17 protein-coding genes are annotated in these 19,020 nt (G+C 63.1%); 12 read left to right on the top strand and 5 right to left on the bottom strand.

Annotated elements, in window-relative coordinates; translation table 11 throughout:
* The 3 genes from ACIP90_RS19565 to ACIP90_RS19555 all read left to right on the top strand — a co-directional run bounded on the left by ACIP90_RS19565 (position 1) and on the right by ACIP90_RS19555 (position 3,908).
* On the top strand, positions 1 to 201 hold the full coding sequence (locus tag ACIP90_RS19565) for a 4-oxalocrotonate tautomerase family protein (protein ID WP_400581326.1): 201 nt from the start codon (positions 1 to 3) through the stop codon (positions 199 to 201).
* 39 nt (positions 202 to 240) lie between these two features.
* Positions 241 to 1,308, top strand: coding sequence for an LLM class flavin-dependent oxidoreductase (locus ACIP90_RS19560; protein ID WP_400581325.1), 1,068 nt, complete (start codon positions 241 to 243; stop codon positions 1,306 to 1,308).
* A 287-nt stretch (positions 1,309 to 1,595) separates the two neighbouring features.
* The gene (locus ACIP90_RS19555; RefSeq protein WP_400581323.1) at positions 1,596 to 3,908 is read left to right on the top strand and encodes an FdhF/YdeP family oxidoreductase; all 2,313 of its coding nucleotides are present in this window, start codon (positions 1,596 to 1,598) and stop codon (positions 3,906 to 3,908) included.
* 452 nt (positions 3,909 to 4,360) lie between these two features.
* Here the strand turns inward: ACIP90_RS19555 and ACIP90_RS19550 are convergent, their stop codons facing one another.
* A complete protein-coding gene (locus ACIP90_RS19550) occupies positions 4,361 to 4,948 on the bottom strand; it encodes a CGNR zinc finger domain-containing protein (protein ID WP_400581322.1) in 588 nt (195 codons plus the stop codon).
* Between the two features lie 89 nt (positions 4,949 to 5,037).
* Here ACIP90_RS19550 and ACIP90_RS19545 point away from each other — a divergent pair, with 89 nt between their 5' ends.
* Both ACIP90_RS19545 and ACIP90_RS19540 read left to right on the top strand, forming a co-directional pair.
* A complete protein-coding gene (locus ACIP90_RS19545) occupies positions 5,038 to 6,132 on the top strand; it encodes an LLM class flavin-dependent oxidoreductase (protein ID WP_400581321.1) in 1,095 nt (364 codons plus the stop codon).
* 50 nt (positions 6,133 to 6,182) lie between these two features.
* The gene (locus tag ACIP90_RS19540) at positions 6,183 to 6,812 is read left to right on the top strand and encodes an isochorismatase family protein (RefSeq protein ID WP_400581320.1); all 630 of its coding nucleotides are present in this window, start codon (positions 6,183 to 6,185) and stop codon (positions 6,810 to 6,812) included.
* A gap of 271 nt (positions 6,813 to 7,083) precedes the next feature.
* Here ACIP90_RS19540 and ACIP90_RS19535 read toward each other — a convergent pair whose 3' ends face one another.
* Positions 7,084 to 7,908 carry an IclR family transcriptional regulator gene (locus ACIP90_RS19535; protein WP_400581319.1) on the bottom strand — a complete coding sequence of 275 codons (825 nt, stop codon included), beginning with the start codon at positions 7,906 to 7,908 and terminating at the stop codon, positions 7,084 to 7,086.
* 87 nt (positions 7,909 to 7,995) lie between these two features.
* Complete coding sequence (locus ACIP90_RS19530; protein WP_400581318.1) at positions 7,996 to 8,412, bottom strand: IclR family transcriptional regulator C-terminal domain-containing protein; 417 nt, start codon at positions 8,410 to 8,412, stop codon at positions 7,996 to 7,998.
* Positions 8,413 to 9,236: 824 nt separating this feature from the next.
* Between ACIP90_RS19530 and ACIP90_RS19525 the strand changes: the two genes are divergently transcribed.
* Complete coding sequence (locus tag ACIP90_RS19525; protein WP_400581317.1) at positions 9,237 to 9,725, top strand: HAD domain-containing protein; 489 nt, start codon at positions 9,237 to 9,239, stop codon at positions 9,723 to 9,725.
* A gap of 486 nt (positions 9,726 to 10,211) precedes the next feature.
* On the opposite strand, the gene ACIP90_RS19520 is transcribed toward ACIP90_RS19525, so the two are convergent.
* Complete coding sequence (locus tag ACIP90_RS19520) at positions 10,212 to 10,580, bottom strand: hypothetical protein (RefSeq protein ID WP_400581316.1); 369 nt, start codon at positions 10,578 to 10,580, stop codon at positions 10,212 to 10,214.
* A 622-nt stretch (positions 10,581 to 11,202) separates the two neighbouring features.
* On the opposite strand from ACIP90_RS19520, the gene ACIP90_RS19515 reads away from it, so the two are divergent.
* On the top strand, positions 11,203 to 12,411 hold the full coding sequence (locus tag ACIP90_RS19515) for an aspartate transaminase (protein ID WP_400581315.1): 1,209 nt from the start codon (positions 11,203 to 11,205) through the stop codon (positions 12,409 to 12,411).
* A 29-nt stretch (positions 12,412 to 12,440) separates the two neighbouring features.
* A complete protein-coding gene (locus tag ACIP90_RS19510; RefSeq protein ID WP_400581314.1) occupies positions 12,441 to 13,118 on the top strand; it encodes a 4-carboxy-4-hydroxy-2-oxoadipate aldolase/oxaloacetate decarboxylase in 678 nt (225 codons plus the stop codon).
* Between the two features lie 579 nt (positions 13,119 to 13,697).
* Here ACIP90_RS19510 and nac read toward each other — a convergent pair.
* A complete protein-coding gene (gene nac / locus ACIP90_RS19505; RefSeq protein ID WP_400581313.1) occupies positions 13,698 to 14,642 on the bottom strand; it encodes a nitrogen assimilation transcriptional regulator NAC in 945 nt (314 codons plus the stop codon).
* 333 nt (positions 14,643 to 14,975) lie between these two features.
* Here nac and ACIP90_RS19500 point away from each other — a divergent pair, with 333 nt between their 5' ends.
* The 4 genes from ACIP90_RS19500 to ACIP90_RS19485 are packed head-to-tail and all read left to right on the top strand — an operon-like array spanning position 14,976 to position 18,964.
* Positions 14,976 to 16,058, top strand: a complete 1,083-nt coding sequence (locus tag ACIP90_RS19500; RefSeq protein WP_400581312.1) for an ABC transporter substrate-binding protein — start codon at positions 14,976 to 14,978, stop codon at positions 16,056 to 16,058.
* A gap of 48 nt (positions 16,059 to 16,106) precedes the next feature.
* Positions 16,107 to 17,225, top strand: coding sequence for an ABC transporter ATP-binding protein (locus ACIP90_RS19495; RefSeq protein WP_400581311.1), 1,119 nt, complete (start codon positions 16,107 to 16,109; stop codon positions 17,223 to 17,225).
* A complete protein-coding gene (locus ACIP90_RS19490; RefSeq protein WP_400581310.1) occupies positions 17,222 to 18,142 on the top strand; it encodes an ABC transporter permease in 921 nt (306 codons plus the stop codon). Before ACIP90_RS19495 ends, ACIP90_RS19490 begins: the two co-directional genes overlap by 4 nt.
* Before the next feature lie 6 nt (positions 18,143 to 18,148).
* The gene (locus tag ACIP90_RS19485) at positions 18,149 to 18,964 is read left to right on the top strand and encodes an ABC transporter permease (RefSeq protein ID WP_400581309.1); all 816 of its coding nucleotides are present in this window, start codon (positions 18,149 to 18,151) and stop codon (positions 18,962 to 18,964) included.
* The last annotated feature ends 56 nt before the right edge of the window (positions 18,965 to 19,020 follow it).

Raw genomic sequence — 19,020 nt, 5'->3', positions numbered from 1 at the left:
ATGCCTCTGATCGAAGTTTCCATCGCCCGGGGCCGGACCCCCGAACAGCTCCGCGCACTCATCGCCGGGCTTCACCGCGCCGCGGAGACCGCTGTGGGTGCGGTGCCGGAGAACACCACCGTCATCGTCCGCGAGATCGAGCACGAACACTGGTCCCGCGGCAACCAGACCATCGCCGAACGCAACGCGGCAGCCCAGTAAGCAGCCACGGCGAACGCCACACATCTCAAGGAGCATCACATGCGCTTTTCCCTTTTTGTCCACATGGAACGGTGGGACGAATCCGTCTCGCACCGCGAATGCTTCGAGAACCTCACGGAGCTCGCCCTCATCGCCGAGGCCGGCGGGTTCAGCACCGTATGGATCGGTGAGCACCACTCCATGGAGTACACCATCTCGCCCAGCCCCATGCCCCAGCTCGCCTACCTGGCCGCGCGCACCTCGCGCATCCGCCTGGGTGCCGGGACCATCATCGCGCCGTTCTGGAACCCTCTCCGCGTAGCGGGGGAGTGCGCGCTCCTGGATGTCATCAGCAACGGCCGAATGGAAGTGGGACTGGCACGCGGCGCCTATCAGTTCGAGTTTGACCGCCTCATGGGCGGCATGTCCGCAGTCGACGGCGGCAAGCACCTGCGGGAGCTCGTCCCGGCAGTGCGCAAGCTCTGGGAAGGCGACTACGCACACGACGACGAGGTCTGGCAGTTCCCGACCTCCACCAGCGTCCCCAAGCCCATCCAGAAGCCCACCCCACCCATGTGGATCGCCGCCCGCGACATCTCCTCGCACGAGTTTGCCGTCGCCAACGGCTGCAACGTCATGGTGACCCCGCTGATGAAAGGCGACGAGGAAGTCGAAGACCTCGTCAACAAGTTTGAAACCGCAGTGGAAAACAACCCCGGCGTCCCCCGCCCCGACCTCATGGTGCTCCGCCACACCCACGTCCACCCCGCAGACGAGCCCGAGGGCTGGCGGCGTCCAGCCGAAGCCATCCAAAAGTTCTACCGGACATTCGATGCCTGGTTCGGAAACAAGACCACCCCGAAGAACGGTTTCCTCGAGCCCAGCCCCGAAGAGAAATTTGACGGCCGCCCGGAGTTCACACCGGAATCCCTCCACCAGACGGCGATGATTGGGACGCCGGAGGAAGTGATCGAGCGTCTCCGCCGCTACGAGGCACTTGGGGTAACGGAATTCAGTTTCTGGTGCGACAACAGCCTCAGCCACGAAGAGAAAAAGCGCTCACTCGAACTCTTCATCGAGCAGGTCATGCCAGCCTTCCAGGAACAGCCCGCTACCGCCGCACGCTGATCTCATAGAGTGGCTGAGCCACGACGACGGCTCCACTGCACTGCGGGCGGGAGCCGGTTCCGGGATGACCGGAGCGGCGCCCCCTGCTGTGCAGCGCTAAGAAACGTGGCGGTGGAAGGTGCTGACCCGGCCATCCAGGGCGAGTACTTGAGAACTATCAATGCACGGGCGTGGCATGAACAGCCAGGACAAAGTAGGCGACCGGTGCCGCGCCGAGAGTGACCTTGTAGGCGCGAGATGTCTACGCCCCATGAGCGACTACGTTGCCCGATGAAGAGGTAAGGCCAATGAAGTTCGGAATACAGCCCGCCCCCGTTGCGGACATCGACGAGGACGCCCTCGCCGTCGGCAAGCCGAAAACGGAAGCTGCCGGCGTCAAGGCCGTCATGGTGGCCTTGGAGCGGGCCGTGGCCCAGGCCGGCGTGACCCGGACGGCGCAGTCGCTGCTGCGCCTGAACCAGCGCGGCGGTTTCGACTGCCCGGGCTGCGCCTGGCCGGAATCGGACAAGAAACGCAAGGCTGCCGAATTCTGCGAGAACGGGGCCAAGGCCGTGGCGGAGGAGAACACCCTGCGGACGGTGGGTGCGGAGTTCTGGGCGAAGCACTCCATCGCCGAGCTCTCGGACAAGACCGAGTACTGGCTGGGCAACCAGGGCCGGCTGAGTGAACCGGTGGTGATCCGGGAAGGTGAGACGCATTATTCGCCGATCTCGTGGGCGGACGCCTTCGAGCTCATCGGTGAACACATCAGGGCCAGCACGCCTGACCGCTGCGTCTTCTACACCTCCGGACGGACGGCCAACGAGACGGCGTACATGTACCAGCTGTTCGCGCGGTCGCTGGGCACCAACAACCTGCCGGACTGCTCCAACATGTGCCACGAATCCTCAGGTTCGGCGCTGAACCCGACCATCGGCATCGGCAAGGGCACCGTGTCGCTGGATGACATCCATGACGCCGAGCTGATCTTCGTCGTGGGGCAGAACCCGGGCACCAACCACCCCCGCATGCTGTCCGCGCTGAAGGAGTGCAAGGACAAGGGCGGCAAGGTGGTGGCGGTGAACCCTCTGCCGGAGGCCGGCCTCTTCAATTTCAAGGACCCGCAGACCGTCTCCGGCGTGGTCGGCGGCGGCACGCCGCTCGCCGACGAGTACCTGCAGATCAAGGTGGGCGGGGACCTTGCGCTGTTCCAGGCCCTGGGCCACCTGCTGCTGGAGGCCGAGGACCAAAACCCGGGCACCGTCGTCGACCGTTCCTTCGTCGAGTCGCAGACCGACGGCTTCGACGCCTACCGCGAGGCCCGCAGGACCCTGGACTGGGAGGAAACCGAAAAGGCGACCGGGCTGGCCCGGAAGCAGATCGAAGACGTGGCCGGGATGCTCATCCGGTCCAAGGCCAGCATCTTCTGCTGGGCCCTGGGCGTGACCCAGCAGCCGCACTCCGTGGACACCATCAAGGAAATGGTCAACGTCCTGCTCCTGCAGGGCAACTTCGGCAAGCCCGGCGCCGGCGCCTGCCCGGTGCGCGGACATTCCAACGTCCAGGGCGACCGGACCATGGGCATCTGGGAGAAACCGAAGGAATGGCTCCTCGAAGCCCTCGACAACGAGTACGGCATCCACTCGCCGCGGCACCACGGCTACGACGCCGTCGAGGCCATGGAGGCGTTCGAGCGTGACGAGGTGGACGTTTTCGTCTCCATGGGCGGAAACTTTTCGCTGGCCTGCTCCGACACCGAGACCTTGGAAGCGGGGATGCAGCGGATCGGGCTGACCGTGCACATCTCCACCAAGCCCAACCGGTCCCACGTGGTGCACGGCCGCACCTCGCTGATCCTTCCCACGCTGGGCCGGACGGACAAGGACGACAAGCACCCCAAGGGCGCACAGTTCCTGTCTGTGGAGGACTCCATGTCAGTCGTCCACTCGACCCAGGGCAGACTGACCCCGGTGTCCGAGCACCTGCTCGCCGAGCCGGTGATCGTGGCACGGATGGCCCAAGCCACCTTCGGCCCGGACCACGCCGTGGACTGGAAGGCCATGGCGGAAGACTACGACGTGATCCGGGACCACATCTCCCGCGTCCTGCCAGGGTTCGAGGACTTCAACAAGCGGGTGCGGACGAAGAACGGCTTCGTGCTGCCGAATCCGCCGCGCGACACCCGGTCCTTCAAAACGGACATCGGCCGCGGGCGATTCACCGTCAGCCCGCTGGAATACCTGACGCCGCCTGACGGGCACCTGGTGCTGAAGACCATCCGCAGCCACGACCAGTACAACACCACGTTCTACGGCCTGGACGACCGCTACCGCGGGATCTCCGACGGCCGCCGCGTCATCCTGGTCCACCCCGAGGACCTCACGGAGCTCGGGTTCCAGGACAGGGACCTCGTGGACGTCGTGAGCACGTTCAGGGGCCAGGACCGGCAGGCGGACAAGTTCCGGCTGGTGGCCTACCCCACGGCGAAAGGGTGCGCCGCGGCGTACTTCCCCGAAGCCAACGCCCTGGTACACAAGGACAACGTGGCCCGGGAATCGAACACACCCGGCTTCAAGGCGATGTTTGTCCGCTTCGTGCCACACTCTGTTCAGTGTGTATAAGGAGTAGCTGCGATCTTCCGGCCAACCCGGCTCAGCTTCTGTCCCGGACGGGCCGCCTCAGCGTCCGGAGAGCGGCGGGCTTCCTCAATGACTCCTGTTCTTGGACGCGAACATGAGATCCGGCCGGTTGATGCCGGGAACGGCAAGCGGCCTCAGGTAGCGCCTGTGTCGACCCGCCCATATTGACAGGGCCGCCAAAGGAATATCGGGTCAGTGCGTGGACCGTTTCTCGTCCCGGCGCTCCACCCCTGCGCCATTGTGCCTAGGCACGAATAGGGACCACGCTGTCAGCAGCTGCGGCTAATGGTCTTTTACAGGGGGTTCGGGCGGGGAAGCCCTGATGCTCGCTCCTGAGGTCATCTGGTGTGCTGATCGCGATAGTACTTTCCGTGCCTTATGGCCTGTTCCACGAGGTCGGCTGCCTGAAGGGGTGGCCTTGGCAGCACACTGATTCAGGCGGTGTGTATCGCGCGTTTGCGTGCGTAGGCTCGTGCGGCACGGACCCGGTCGCCGCAACGGGTTGAGCACCATTGCCGTCGCGCGTGGGTGCGGAGGAAGAACCGCTCGCACGACTCCGCTTCGCAGGGAGCGAGCTGCGATGCCTGATCACCGGCCAGCAGCGAGGCTGCGTCATCGGCGATGACTGCCATGACGTGCTCGACCACCTGTGTCACGGGATGGTCGGTGCAACGGGTGAACCCTGCGGCAGGGTCGAACCGTAACAGCAGCGCGCCGGGGGAGCGGGTCAGTGCACGATTAACAGCATGCACGGCAGCTGCCGGGGGGACGGCTCCAGTGGCGTGCGCGGTGAAAAGGGCACGCAAATCTGCGCGCAGCCCCACAAGCCTGCCCTGGCAGTAGTCCTCCAGCGCCGCCTCCGGCGCGATGAGGTCGCGCTCCCTCAACCAGGCCGACGCCGCTTCGGGGGTGCCCAGTTCGTCGTAGCGTTTGCCTCCGCGCAGTTCATGTGAGCTGTTGACCAAGGCGAGGGAGGGATGCTCCTCGGCGCCCGGTGCGGCTGCCAGCTGTGTCTCGGCCATGGTTCTCATGGTATCAGTTTCATTTAAGCGTGAGATGCCTGTTAGGCTCCAATCACGGCAAAACATACTTTTTTCCATGAGGAGCTGTCATGCACTTCGACCAACCACACGGCGCGGCCCCATTCACGCTGTCCGTGCTTTCCGCGGGCGGCACCGGCGTGGGGATGACCGCTGCGGAGGGGCTCGCGGCCACGATGTCGCTGGCGCAGACGGCGGACCGGCGCGGATACCACCGATTCTGGATGTCTGAGCATCATGCGATGGGCGCGACGTCGGTGTCCTCACCGGCGCTGATGGCAGCCCGCCTCATCGCCGAGACCACGCGCATCCGGCTCGGTGCGGGAGGAGTGATGGTGCCCAACCACGCCCCGCTGCTGATCGCCGAGCAGTTCGGAATGCTGGATACTCTGGCTCCGGGCCGGATCGATCTGGGGCTGGGCCGCGCCCCTGGCACTGATGCGGCCACCGTTGCGGCATTACGACGGGGCGCCGACGCGAATGATGGATTCCCGCAGCAGGTGCTCGAGCTGCTCGGGTTCCTCGGTGACGATTTCCCTGCCGGACATCCGTACCGGCGGGTTCACGCGGTGCCCGGCCCCTGGCAGGCAAAGGAGAACCGGGTGCCGGCTGCCTCCACTGCGCCGGAGGTGTGGGTGCTGGGCTCCTCTCCGTACTCCGCACAGCTGGCCGCGCAACTTGGCCGGCCGTATGCCTTCGCGCTGCAATTCGGCGATGCGGACATTGACACAGCACTCCGCCTCTACCGTGAGAACTTCCAGCCCTCCGCGGTGCTCGCCGAGCCCCACACCCTCGTCAGCGTGCCCGTGGCGATCAGCGACAACCCGGCCGAAGCAAAGCGGCAGGCGGCAACATCAGCGATGGCAATGCTGCGCATGTTCAAAGGCGAGGGCTACCTGCTTCTGCCGCCGGACGAGGTTGAGGCGTACCCTGCCACGGTGCAGGAGCGGCAGGTCCTCGACGCCTACACTGGCCGCACCTTTCATGGCACTGCCTCTACTGTCGCAGGCCGTCTCGAGGCCCTGCATGAGCGCACCGGCGTGGACGAGGTGATGCTCGTCGTCGGCGGCCACTCGGCAAGCCTCGACGAGTACGGGATCACCCTGCTCGCCGATCACTACGCATTGCCCCGCCTGGAGGCACCGCTTCCGGCCGCCGCGCAATAGCTCCCAACCCAACGTTCCACACGTTCAACCCCCACTGAAGGAGAAACCCCATGACCGCACCGCGCCGCGCCCTGATCGTCATCGACGCCCAACAGGAATACTTCGACGGATTGCTCCCGATCCAATATCCGGCACGCAATGAATCCATTGCCCGCGTCCAGGCCGCGGTCACGGCCGCACAACAGGCCGGAACGCCCGTTGTGCTCGTCCAGCACGAACTCCCGGCAGAAGCGCCGGTGTTCGCCGCCGGATCGGCCCAATGGCAGAACCACCCCGGCGTTGCGGCCCACGAGAACGCCGTGGCCAAGCGCATCAACAAGCAGTTCTCCAGCGTCTTCGCGGACACTGACCTCGAAGCCTGGTTGCGTGAACAGGGCATCGACACGATCACGCTGACCGGCTACATGACAAACAACTGCGTGATTGCCTCCGCCGCGGCCGCGGAGCCCCTTGGTTTCGCCGTCGAAGTCCTTTCGGATGCGACCGGGGCAATCGACCTCGCCAATGCCGCCGGCACTGCGCCCGCACGCCAGGTCCATGAGACCCTCATGGCGCTGCTGCACTCGAACTGGGCCGCCGTCACTGACACCGGGACCTGGACCACCGCTCTGAGCGCGGGGGCGCCACTGACCAAGAGCGACCTCGTCACCTCCGCCGCACAAGGCCGCAGGGTCCGGTAGAAACCCGGTAAGCCCCACGGATGCCGGACCCGGGGCCTATTTGTAGCTCGTGAAGCTTTTCCCGAAGATCTGTCTGCTAATCATCCGATAGCTGACTTCACCAAAGAGTGCTAGGTCCGTGACCCGAACCCGGCGGCCTTGGCACGCTTTGAACACCTGGCGGCTACTGGCAGTGATTCTGGTACTTGTCCACGGTTGCCCAAGGGCGGATTGCAGGGCCAGTCAAAACAGGTGTTCCTGAAGACGTGCTGCTGCCATAGGCGGTGTTGGATCAGGGGGTGGAAAGGAGCCGGCTTAGCTGTTGGGCGGCCTGTTGAACCATTCGGGCGAGTGCCTGGACGTCGATTTCGGGTAGGCGGAGTCTGGTGACGGTGGCTGTGATGGAACCTGCGACGGCTCCGTCTATGAAATAGGGGGCGCAGACACCGAAAGCGTCTGGAATGCGCTCACCGTCGCCCACGACCCATCCACGCTCCCGGATCTCTTCGAGGTCCTTTGCGAGTGCCCTCAGATTGGTCTGGGTGCATTCGGTGAGGGGTTCGAGCTTGAGTGCTTGGACATCGTTTGGGGGACAGTGGGCGAGGATGGCTTTTCCGCCTGCGCCGGCGTACAGGGGGATACGCACCCCGGAAGCAAGGCCGTAGTGCAACGGTCTGACCCCATCCACGACCGTTGTCATCACGGCTTCTTTGGTGTCGGCGTGAAATTGAATGAGGCCAATGGTTTCGCCCGATTCTTGCGCAAGTTCGCGAAGAATCGGACGTGCAATGAGGGCGGGTTCGATGTCGGGACCCAGAAGAGCCGCCCAGTGCAGCAGGCGGGGGCCAGGCTGCAGTCTGCCGGGGAGCTGCAGGGCCAGGCCTGTGCCCACGGCGGTGGAAACCAGGCGGTTTGTGGTGGCTATATTGGCTCCGATCGCGCTGGCGAGATCATTGCCGGTAGGCAGTCCGTCCGAGTTGGCTGCCAGTCCGGTGATGAGACGGGCCATGCGCTCGACGGCGGTTGATCCGGCAGGAAAGGTGATGGGCTCCAGAGTCCGCGGCACAGGGTTGCCCGCGCAGACGATTTCGATGGTTTGGGCGGCCTGCCTGGCCATCGGGCCGAAGCGGTCAAGGTCCTCGCCTGTGGTGAGGAAGCGTGGGCGGGTGATGGAAACGGATCCGGTGAGGCCATGGCATTGGAATCAGGCTGCGGCGCCTGCGGCCAGGGGGAATTGCTGTCCGACGCTGATGGTGTATCCGGCGCGGGCGCCCTCGGCGAGCAGACTTTCCAGTTCGGCCCGTTCGGTCACGGTTTCCGGGGTGTGCGCCTCGAGGGACTCCTCTCCCAGGGCACTAATTCCCAGCCTGCCCAGGATGGACCGGCCCGTCGCCCCGGCGTGGAGGGGCAGGACGGTGCCGGGTTCCAGAAGATACTTGATGGGCCCGGGCCGCCGGCGGCAAGCGACTACAACAGCCCGAGGTGCCCTGCCTGGACGACTCTGACCAGGTCCTTGGTCCGGCCGTCGCGCGTCGGTACGTATGCTGACGGGGAATGGTCTTCCACGGGCAGAATATCTCGATGAACGAGACGGTGGCCTCAGCGAATCCGGGGCCGCCAAGTGGGCGGAGGTGAGGGCAGGGCTGAACCTTCAAGTCACCTCGTCGTGGCACGAGTCGCTGCCCGATTCGTTCAGCCAACGACCAGCGTTCCTGACGGACGACGTCCGGCTCTCAGGCCCAAGGTCCGTCACCGCAGGAAGGCCACCCCAATGAGGAGCTTGCTGCGAAGCAGCAGGAGAACGCACCGACAACGACCAGCCCAACGTGAAGGGTCCCAGTCCGGCGGCAGCCGGGCAAGGACCACTCCCAGTGAAGCGTGAAGGAGCACGAGTCGTGACACGAGACGCGAATCCATCGGCCATCTCCCTGGCGCAAAGCGCCTAAGAACCCAGGCCCCTCACAGACGGTCAGACGAGAAGACAACGCGGAGTGAAGCGGTACGGGCGGCGCAGCCGCCTTAGCCCCCCAGGCGATTGGGGTCATGCATGAGAAGGCAGCAGACCCGGGGAGAGCGGAAGGAGCGCAGCGACGTGAGCGGACCTGGGATGCGGGCCGCCCGTCGGCACCGGGCGCGCAGCGCCCTGGCCGACAAGGAGTCAACAGGAAGAGAGCGAGCATTCACAAAGGCGAACTCAAAGGTCAACGTACAGCTGAGAGGGAAAACGGAAAGTCCAGCGAGGAGGAAGCGCCCGAGTCCCCTCTTAATATGCCCGACCCCACAGCTTCCACCTGCAAAACCGACAGTCCACCACGTCACTGCCAGGCCGGCAACACCGCTCAACCCAACGACAACACCGGGGCTATCGCCCGCCGTCCGCTGCGCGTCCGGGTGACCGGGGTCTGCGGCTACCGCCGGACCGGAGCGCAAGCTAATGTCGCGTACATGAAGCCGCTAATCCTGCTGGACATTGAGGGAGTACTCAATCCTGTGGCGCATCCAAACGACGACGGCGATAGCGCCGAGCGGTCCCTGCCGGATGCGAAGGTGTCGCTGGTCCGGAGGCTCGCCAAGTGCGGGCAGATCGCCTGGGTGTCGACGTCGCCGGCCGACCTGACCGAGGAGCTGGAGTCGCAGCTACAGCTCAAGGCGAAACCCTTGCGCGTGGAGCTTGCGATGCGTGAAAGCGACGTTGATCAGCCGACACCTAAGCTGCGGGCGGTGACCGAGTGGCTGGATCAGAAGGAGTCTGCAGGCGAGGCGGACTGGGACGCTGTGGTGTGGATCGATGACGTGCTCGGGCCGGACGCACACGAGTGGGCGGACGGGTTCAGCCAGCCGGTGCTGCTGGAGAAGACGTCACCGGAGGATGGCCTGATCAACGAGCAGGTCGCGTCTGTCGAGTCATTCGTCGATCGCGGCGACGGAGGCTGAACGTTAGATTGACCGCCACGGGTTTGCGGCCATCGCCGGACAGGGGCGCAGGCTAGTGTCACGTCCATGAAACCCCTGATCCTCCTCGACATCGACGGAGTGCTTAACCCGACGGCGCATCATCGCAGGGGCGAGGACCGTCCCGAGCTCAGGCTCTCGGATACCAAGATGTCGTTGGTCAGACGGGCTATCAAGCGTGCAAGATCGCGGGAGACCTCAGCCTTTGCGGCTGCCGTTGTGTCGGGTTGGGACAGGCTGCCCATCATTTTTGAGCCAAACCGGCGAGGAGCCCTACGAGTTGTGCGCCCCGGGTGGTGTCGCGGTTCTACGTCCGCCATGTCGGCCAAAGGATCATGGAAGATGACTTGCCTGGCGCCGGGCGTGGTATCGGGAAGTCTGCCAGGATTCATCGACTCACCTTTCCGACGACCGGCAGCACAGTTCCTCCGTCGTGGGCATGAATCGGCTTGTCCTAGGCATCAGGTTCTATGCAGGGAGCGCAGATCGTGCCTCTACGCCCCACGTCATCTTCCGAATGTTTTCAGGATTCAGCCCACTCAAAGCGGCCAACTCATAGTCGTCCAGGAGCCGCTTTCTGCGGGCGGCAGCGAGGAGTTTGAGCTGCTTTCCTTCCACCACTGCTTTGGCCTGCTCTAGGGATGTCAGTTCTGCTGTGAGGGAAGAAAGGATTTTGAGGTGTTCCTGCGGAGACAACGCCGTCGGGTATAGATCGGGGAAGGAGAGTCCGATTCGTCGGACTTCAAAACGCGATATTTGGGTTGCTTCTGACACGATTTTGATTTTTAGACCATCGATGAGCGCTTGGGCGATCTGTTGATTCAGATGGGCGGACACGTGGCGGACGCTACTGGATCGGAAGCGGATGGACTGCCGATAGTACGTTAGTAGCTTTCGTACCCTCGCGGCTTGTTGAGCAGGTTTCTTACGCTTTCGCATACCGCGGTAGCGGTAGCCAGAGTTTCCGCTTCTTGGTGGTGCACTCGGCGTGACCTCGGCGGCGGAGCGGCGCTCGTATGCTTCAAAAGCGGACAATTCTATTCCTCAGATCATCGACGTGCATTCTAGGCTGAGTGGGCACTGCCCCACTTGCCGCCACCGTGCCGGTTTCCAGAGTGTCCACGGTTGGGTGCAGATTCATGTAGAAGGTTAGGCAGAACGGGCAGAGCCCGGGAAATACCAAAACTGCGTGGAGCCATAAGGATCTGTTTTGTCGCCGAAGCCATGGACAGGCAGGGAGGGCCTGAGGTGTACCGCGCCGACCTCGCGGGGGGCCATAACCGAATGCGCTGCGCTCCGGCTCCGCATTCGGTTATGGCTCCCTGGTCCCCGGAACCTTGCCATGGTCATAAGGGACGCTTATCCGTCCACGCACTTTAGGTCTTATCCATACCGGCCGGCATTCCCTAGGGTCGAAGGAAACGAGCACCGCTCCCTCCTGAATCCCTAGGAAGAGATCATGTCTGCATTTGAACCCGCATCGCGGGTGTCCCGCATCAAGTCTTCCGCCAGTGTGGCCGCAGCGGCCCGCGTGCGGGAGCTGAAGGCAGAAGGGCGCCTGATCCTGGATCTGACTGTCGGTGAGCCCGACTTCGACACCCCGGAGCACATCAAGTCTGCCGCAGTCGAAGCCATTACCCGGGGAGAGACCAAGTACACCTCGGTCACCGGCACCCCGGCCCTGCAGGCGGCGATCCTCCAGACCTTGGAACTGCGCACAGGCATCCACTACAAGCCAGCTGAAATCACCATTGGCGGCGGGGCGAAACAAGTTATTTTCACGGCTTTCATGGCGTCGCTGAACGCCGGTGACGAAGTGGTAGTCCCCGCACCGTACTGGGTCTCGTATCCGGATATGGTGCTCGCCAACGAGGGCACTCCGGTCGTGGTTCCCTGCGGTGAGGAGTCGGGGTTCAAGCTCACTCCCGATGCCTTGGCAGGTGCGCTCAATGAACGGACCAAGTGGGTCATCCTGAATACACCGTCCAATCCCACCGGCGCTGTGTACTCCCCGAAGGAACTGCGGGAGCTCGCCGATGTTCTCGCGAATTTCCCGCACGTCTGTATCCTGACCGACGAGATCTATGACCAGATTTACTTCGGCCAGGGAAAGCTTTCGAGCCTCGTGGAGGTCGCCCCCGACCTGAAGGACCGCATTCTGGCCGTCAACGGGGTTTCCAAGGCTTACGCCATGACCGGATGGCGCCTGGGATACGCCGCCGGGCCGGTTCCGCTCATCGCGGCGATCAACAAACTGCAGTCCCAGATTTCGTCCTGCCCCTCCTCGGTGAGCCAGGCCGCCAGTGCGGCTGCGCTTACCGGCGACCAGAGCTTTGTGCAGGAGAGCCGCGAGATCTACCGCGGCCGGCGCGATGCGGCAGTCGCCGCGCTGAACGCCGTTGACGGACTGTCATGCACGACGCCGGACGGCGCCTTTTATGCGTACGTCAACTGTGCGGGGGTCATCGGGAAGACGACCCCCGAGGGAAAGATCATCGCTAATGACGAGGACTTCACCCTCTACCTTCTCGAGGCAGCCTCGGTAGCCGCCATCCAGGGATCAGCCTATGGACTCGGCCCCTACTTCCGCATCTCGTACGCGACCAGCCTCGGCGTCATCGAAGAGTCCATCGCAGCCATCGACAAGGCCGTCCGGGCCCTCAAGTAACTTTCAGATCCCACAGAAGGAAAACCACCGTGATCCACGTCAAGACCAACATCGACCGACCCGCTGCTGACGCCGTCAGCCGCCTGGCGAAGTTCTCGTCCGCCACAATCCATGAGGCCCAGGGACGCAAGGGAGCCCTCAGCTCCAAGATCAAGCCGATCGACAGGAGCATGTCCTTCTGCGGCCCCGCTGTCACTGTCCGCTGTGCCCCCCGGGACAACCTCATGCTGCAGGTGGCCATCCACTACGCCGAGGCAGGAGACGTCGTCCTGGCAGCGGCGGGGGAGTACGAGGAAGCCGGAACTTTCGGCGACGTCCTCGGCAACGCCATGAAGGCCAAGGGACTGGCCGGCCTAGTGACGGACTCCGGCGTCCGCGACACGCAGGACCTCATCGAGCTGGGTCTGCCGGTCTTTTCCGGAAGCGTCTCCATAAAGGGCACTGTCAAGGAGACGATCGGGCCCATCAACCACCCGGTGGTCTTTGGAGACGAGATTATCTACCCCGGTGATGTCCTCCGCGGCGATGCAGACGGCGTCGTCGTGGTCAGGAAGGACGAGATCGAGGATGTCATCCGCCTCTCCCAGGAACGCGACGACGCCGAGCGCGAGCTCATCCGCCTCTACCAGGCCGGCGGAACCACCCTCGAACTTTGCAACCTCACCGAAGTCCTGAAAGCCAAGGGCTTGCTCGTCGAAAACGCCTAATTGTCAAAGGCCAGCGCCGCTGCGCGCTGGCCGGAGGGAAAGAATAAGGGAGGGTTGGGTGGTCCTGGTCAGGACCACCCAACCCTCCCTTACTCGTATACGTCACTATTAGTTCCGGTTGCATGCGGTCGCCGTGGGCCTAGGCGACTCCCGACGGCGTGGGCTTAATTTTCAGCAGCGCTACAGGGACAAGGAACGTCACCAGGAAACGCCGCCGCTTAGGGGAAGAGCGTTTACGGCAGGGAGTAGGCAGGTGCTCCGGCGTAACCGTCCTCGAGGTGCCAAAGGGTTGACCTGCCTGGACCTGCCGGTGGCATGATGCTGCCCTCAAACACGAACATGGGTTCGAGCGAGCGGTCTTCCGGACGCCAGAAACCACTGGCCGGGCAGTGTGATCCTGTTTTTGCCCTCAATGTCACCTTGGTGGCAGAATTTCTGCGGTTTAAAATCTTCTTCACGGCGGCTCTCCCAATTAATGATTACAGTACTAGTGGCTGGAATTCTGTGGCCTTGCTTCCACATTAGATTCTTGGGAGTACTTTTACTAAGACGAATGTTCCATGTCCTGATAAGCCAATCCTATGAAGCCGCGGCTCCTCGCCGTCTGGCGTATTTGCTGCTGAGCATTTCATGAAGCATCTCCTTCAGCACCAGGAGCACCGCCGAGGCCGCCTCTGAGAGCGGTTCGTGGTCCGGGGTGCACAATGCGATCTTGCACTGCAGTTCAGGGTCAACAATCCGGAGTACACGGAAGTCTTCCTCGTGGAACAGGGCATCGGCGGCCGACTTCGGCAGGACGGTTGCGCCTAAGTCGGCCCGCAGAAGCCGCGTCAGCGAAGGGACGGACTCGATCTCGCCGACCAGGCGCAGCTGCAGGCCTTTACTTTGAAGGCCGGACTCGACGAGCTGGCGGAGTGTATGGTTCTGCTCAGGCAGGAAAAGACCGTGCCGTGCCGCCTCTTCCAAGGACACGCCTCCGCCCTCCACCTCAGGTCCGATGCTTCTACGGGCGTTCACAATCAGGTGAAGATCTTCCACGATCATGGTCGTGAACTGGACACCACGGATCGGGCCAGGCTCGTAGATGAGGGCCATATCCAGCCGCCCGTTCTTGATTGCCTCGCTGAGGACACCGCCATAAATCTCGGTAATGTGCAGCACGATATCGGGGTATCTGCGTCCTACTTCGCTGATTATTTGCGGGGTCAGGCTCGAGGCCATGCTGTAAGGGGCAATGGCTATGGACACCCGCCCCGCCGGCGCTGCCCCTGATGCGGCAACATCCTGACGTGCCTGCTCCACCTGCCGCAGAATCATCTGGGCGTGCCGGTACAGAGTATGACCGGCTGCCGTGGGCTGTACGCCCTGCTTGCTGCGGATCAGCAGCCGCTGTTTCAGCTCGTTCTCAAGTGCTGACACCTGCTGGCTAAGCGCGGGCTGCGCCACATGCAGGGCCGCGGCCGCCTTGGTGATACTGCCCGAATCCACGATCTGCACGAAGTATGCGAGCTTCCGAGTATCCATGGCTGGCCTTCCTTCCTACGGGACCACCGGCACCTCTCGGAACCCTGGAGGGTCATATCCGGATGCTATGGAGGGATACGCAATAGGTCTTTGTGTGATCCGCGTCTCGGACACTAAGTTGATCTTACATCGCCATTTCAGCGACCGCTCAATTGTACTCCGAGAGACGCAGCCATAATGATTTGAGATGCCATCATACGCATTTTGCATAAAGGCTGATTGCGTCAAAAGAGCGAGAGTCTTTTACATGCCGGAAATAAGTAGTCCACAGGTTTAGAAGCATCAATGATCGCTGCGATAAACCGAATTCTTTTTATCAAAGAGAGCAGACAAATGAGAGCAACAATTAAGGGCAAGATCGCCGCAGTAGCGGTCTCCACCGCAGCGATCCTCGCGCTGGCCGCCTGCGGCGGTGGTTCCGGGTCTTCTGCTGCCGACAGCCCAACTTCAGGGGAAGTGAACCTGATCGCCTACTCCGGCGTCTGGCAGGACCAGTACACCGCAGCAGTTATCGAACCGTTCAAGGCCAAGTACCCGAACATCAAGATCAACTACGCGTCCAAGCGGTCCTCGGCTGAAATGCTCAGCGCGCTGCAGGGGCAGAAGAACAACCCTGCGACCGATGTCGCGATCATGGACAACTCTGTGTCCACAACGGGCAACAAGCAGGGGCTGTTCGAGAAGATCGACACCACCAGCGTTCCCAACCTCACCAACGTCCCTGAAAAGTTCCGGGACAAGGACGGGTACGGTCCGGTGGCTATGCTCGACGCCGTCGGCCTCCTCTATGACACCGCGACCTTCCCGAAAGCCCCAGAGAGCTGGGAGGTGCTGTGGGATCCGGCCTACGCAGGCAAGATCAATGTCAACGCCCCGCCGTCCCTGCTAGGCCTGTCCCTGACGGCCATCACGTCCAAGATGGAGGGCGAGGACTACACCAAGAGCGTGGATAAAGCAGTTGCCCGCCTGAAGGAGATGGCCCCGGGCGTGCAGACCTTCGCACCCAACCCGGATGAATACCAGAACGTCATCACGGGCCAGACGGTGCTGGGGCTGGGCCAGAACGCCCGCGGCCAGTTCTACAGCGACCAAAGCAACAAGAAGATGGGCGTCACCTTCCCCAACGAAGGCACCGTTTTCCAGATCAACACCATCAACCTGGTGAAAGACGCTCCCCACTCAGCGGCAGCCAAGACATTCATGGACTATGCCCTGTCCGCTGAGGCACAGACGGCCTTCGCCAAGGCACTCTTCTACGCCCCTTCCGTAACCAACGCTGAACTGCCCGCCGACGTGAAGAACCGTGTGGTGCCCACCGACGGGTCCCTTAACATCGTGCCGCTTGATGTGGAGTTCCTCTCCTCGGCCCGCGACAAGTGGACCGACATCTGGAAGCGCCAGATCATCACCAAGTAACGGCACGCTGGTGCCCCTCCCCAATTTCACTTCAGGAGAACTGAAACCGTGACTGAAACAAAACTGTCGATCAAGGATCTGACCAAGAGATACCCCGCTGGTCTCGAACCGGCCGTCGACCGCCTGAACATGGAGGTGGAGGAGGGGCACCTGGTAGCGCTCCTGGGCCCGTCCGGCTGCGGCAAGACCACGACCCTGCGGATGGTAGCCGGCCTGATGGACCCGACGGCCGGCTCCATCGTGGTGGACGGCAAGGAAATCACCCACACCCCTGTCAACAAGCGGGGGATGGGCATGGTGTTCCAGTCCTACGCCCTGTTCCCACACATGAACGTCGAACAGAACGTGGCCTTCGGCCTGCAAATGCGCCAGACACCCAAGGCCGAGCAAAAAAAGCGCGTAGCGGCGGCACTGGACATGGTCCAGCTCGGCCACCTGGGCAAGCGGCAAACCAAAGAACTCTCCGGCGGCCAGCAGCAGCGCATCGCTCTGGCCCGGGCACTCGTCGTCGAGCCTACCCTGCTCCTGCTGGACGAACCCCTGTCCAACCTCGACGCCAAGCTCCGCGAGACCATGCGCAGCGAGATCAGGTCGATCCAGCAACGCACCAGGGCAACCACCCTCTTCGTCACCCACGACCAAGACGAGGCCCTGGACATGGCGGACCGGATCGCCGTCATGAACGGCGGCCTGATCGAGCAATTCGGTTCACCCACTGACGTCTATGAGCGCCCCCGCACGCACTTCGTCGCCAACTTCATCGGCCAGGCCAACTTCCTCACTGCCCGGGTGGGGGCCGAAGCGGGTACGGCTCCGGCTGGTGAGCGCCACTACAAGATCGACGTCGACGGGCTCGGGCAGTTCGGCGCGGTGGGCGTCCCCGGCCTCACCGGCAGCACCCATGAAGTGGTGATCAGGCCTCACCGGCTCAATGTATCCCTGCACCCCGGCGTCGTCGGCCCGGAATCCATCGCAGGCAACATCGAACGCGTCAGCTACACGGGTGACGCGTTGGCCGTCGCCGTGCGGGTAGGTGAGAAGACCCTCCAGGCGCAGCTGCTGACCTCCAGCGGCGACTTGCCCCGCGCCGGAGACACTGCGTACATTTCCTGGGCACCGGAAGACGCTTACCTCCTGCCTGTGCCCGCGAAAGGCTTGCCAGAATGACTCTCCTCCAGAACAAGGTCCCCACCGGCATCCACCGGGGAATCGAAGAAGGGGTACTGGAGCGGGCAGCAGGAAAACGCAACCGCCGCATCTATCTGGCGCTCCTTCTCCCGGGGCTCCTCGGACTGCTGGTGAGCTTCGTCTTCCCGCTGGCCTACATGATCCGGATGTCCTTCAACAAGGGCGCCCCGGACGGGGTCATCATCGAGACGTTCACCCTGGACACCTACATCCAGCCGCTGACGGATCCGTACTATTGGCGCGTCACCCTGGACACGTTCCAGATGGGCGTCACCGTCGGCGTGCTTTGCGTCCTGGTGTCCTACCCGGTGGCCCTTTTCCTGGCGCGGAGCACCAGCAAATACCGGGGACTGCTCATCGCTGTGGCCATCGCGCCGCTGCTGACCTCGGCCGTGGTGCGCACCTATGGGTGGATGGTCATCCTGGGCACGAACGGGCTGGTCAACTCCTCCCTGGACTCCATGGGCCTCATCACTGAGCCTTTGAAGCTGACCAACAACATGACCGGTGTGACCATCGGGCTGGTTGAGATCTTCATGCCATACGCCATCCTCGCGATGATCTCCGGGTTCGGCCGGCTCAACCGCCAGCTGGAGGAAGCGGCCGGTTCGCTGGGCGCCAGCAAGTTCAAGGTGTTCACCCGCGTCACGCTGCCACTGAGCCTGCCCGGCCTGTTAACAGCATTTCTTCTGGTCTTCGTGCTCTCCATCAGCACGTTCATCACTCCGCGGCTCCTGGGCGGCGGCAGCGTCCAGGTGTTGGCAACCGAAATCTATGACCAGACCACGGGCCTGCTGAACTGGCCTTTCGCCGCGGCCCTGTCCGTCATCCTGCTGGTGCTCTTCGGCGTCATCATCGCCGTCTACCAGCGCCTCACCAAGAAGATCGGAGGCTAGCCAGCCATGAGTGAAGCCCGCCTGTTCAAACCGCGGTTCAACCCGGCCAAACCAGCCTTCGGGATCCTGGTGTTCCTGCTGTACCTCTTCCTGCTGGCACCCCTGCTGATCGTCTTCGTCGTCTCCTTCGCCTCCAACCAGTACCTGTCCTTCCCTCCGGAAGGACTGACCCTGAAGTGGTACGAGCTACTCCCGCAGGAGAGCACCTTCATGGAGGGCATGAAGGTAAGCCTCATCGTCGCGGTCGTGGTCACATTCATCGTCCTTGCCCTGGGCGTGCCGGCCGCGTTGGCGCTGGACAGGTTCGACTTCAAGGCCAAATCGGCGGTGCAGTCGTTCTTCCTCTCGCCGCTGCTGATTCCGAGTATCGTCCTGGCCCTGGGCATGGTCCTGCTCTTTGGCCCGCTGGAGCTGAACAACACCTATGCTGGCATCATCATCGGGCACGTGGCGATCACCATCCCGTTCGTCATCAGAACCACGCTGATGAGCCTGGCCACGACCGACACGTCCTGCGAGGCCGCGGCACGGATCCTTGGGGCAGACTCGTGGACGGTGTTCCGCCGGGTCACTCTTCCCATCATCCAGCCGGGGGTGATCGCCGGAGGCGTCATTGCCTTCATCGTCTCCTTCGATGAAGCAGTCATCTCGCTCTTTGTGGCCGAATCGGGCCTGCCGACCCTGCCCGTGCAGGTGCTCCGGTACGTGGAAAACTCCGCGGACGCCGCCGTGGCCTCCCTGTCGGTAATCCTGATCCTGATATCGCTCGCAGTCGTTGTGATCGTCGAACGGGTCATGGGCCTCCGGAAGGCCGTTAGCTAAGCCCGCTCCTGCCCGGCCCTTAGAGCCGGGCAGGAGCATGCCCGGGACCGGTCGTC

It is taken from the genome of Arthrobacter sp. NPDC093139 (assembly GCF_044754165.1).
In the GTDB taxonomy this organism is placed as follows: domain Bacteria; phylum Actinomycetota; class Actinomycetes; order Actinomycetales; family Micrococcaceae; genus Arthrobacter.
This window is presented reverse-complemented; position numbering and strand designations above follow the sequence as displayed.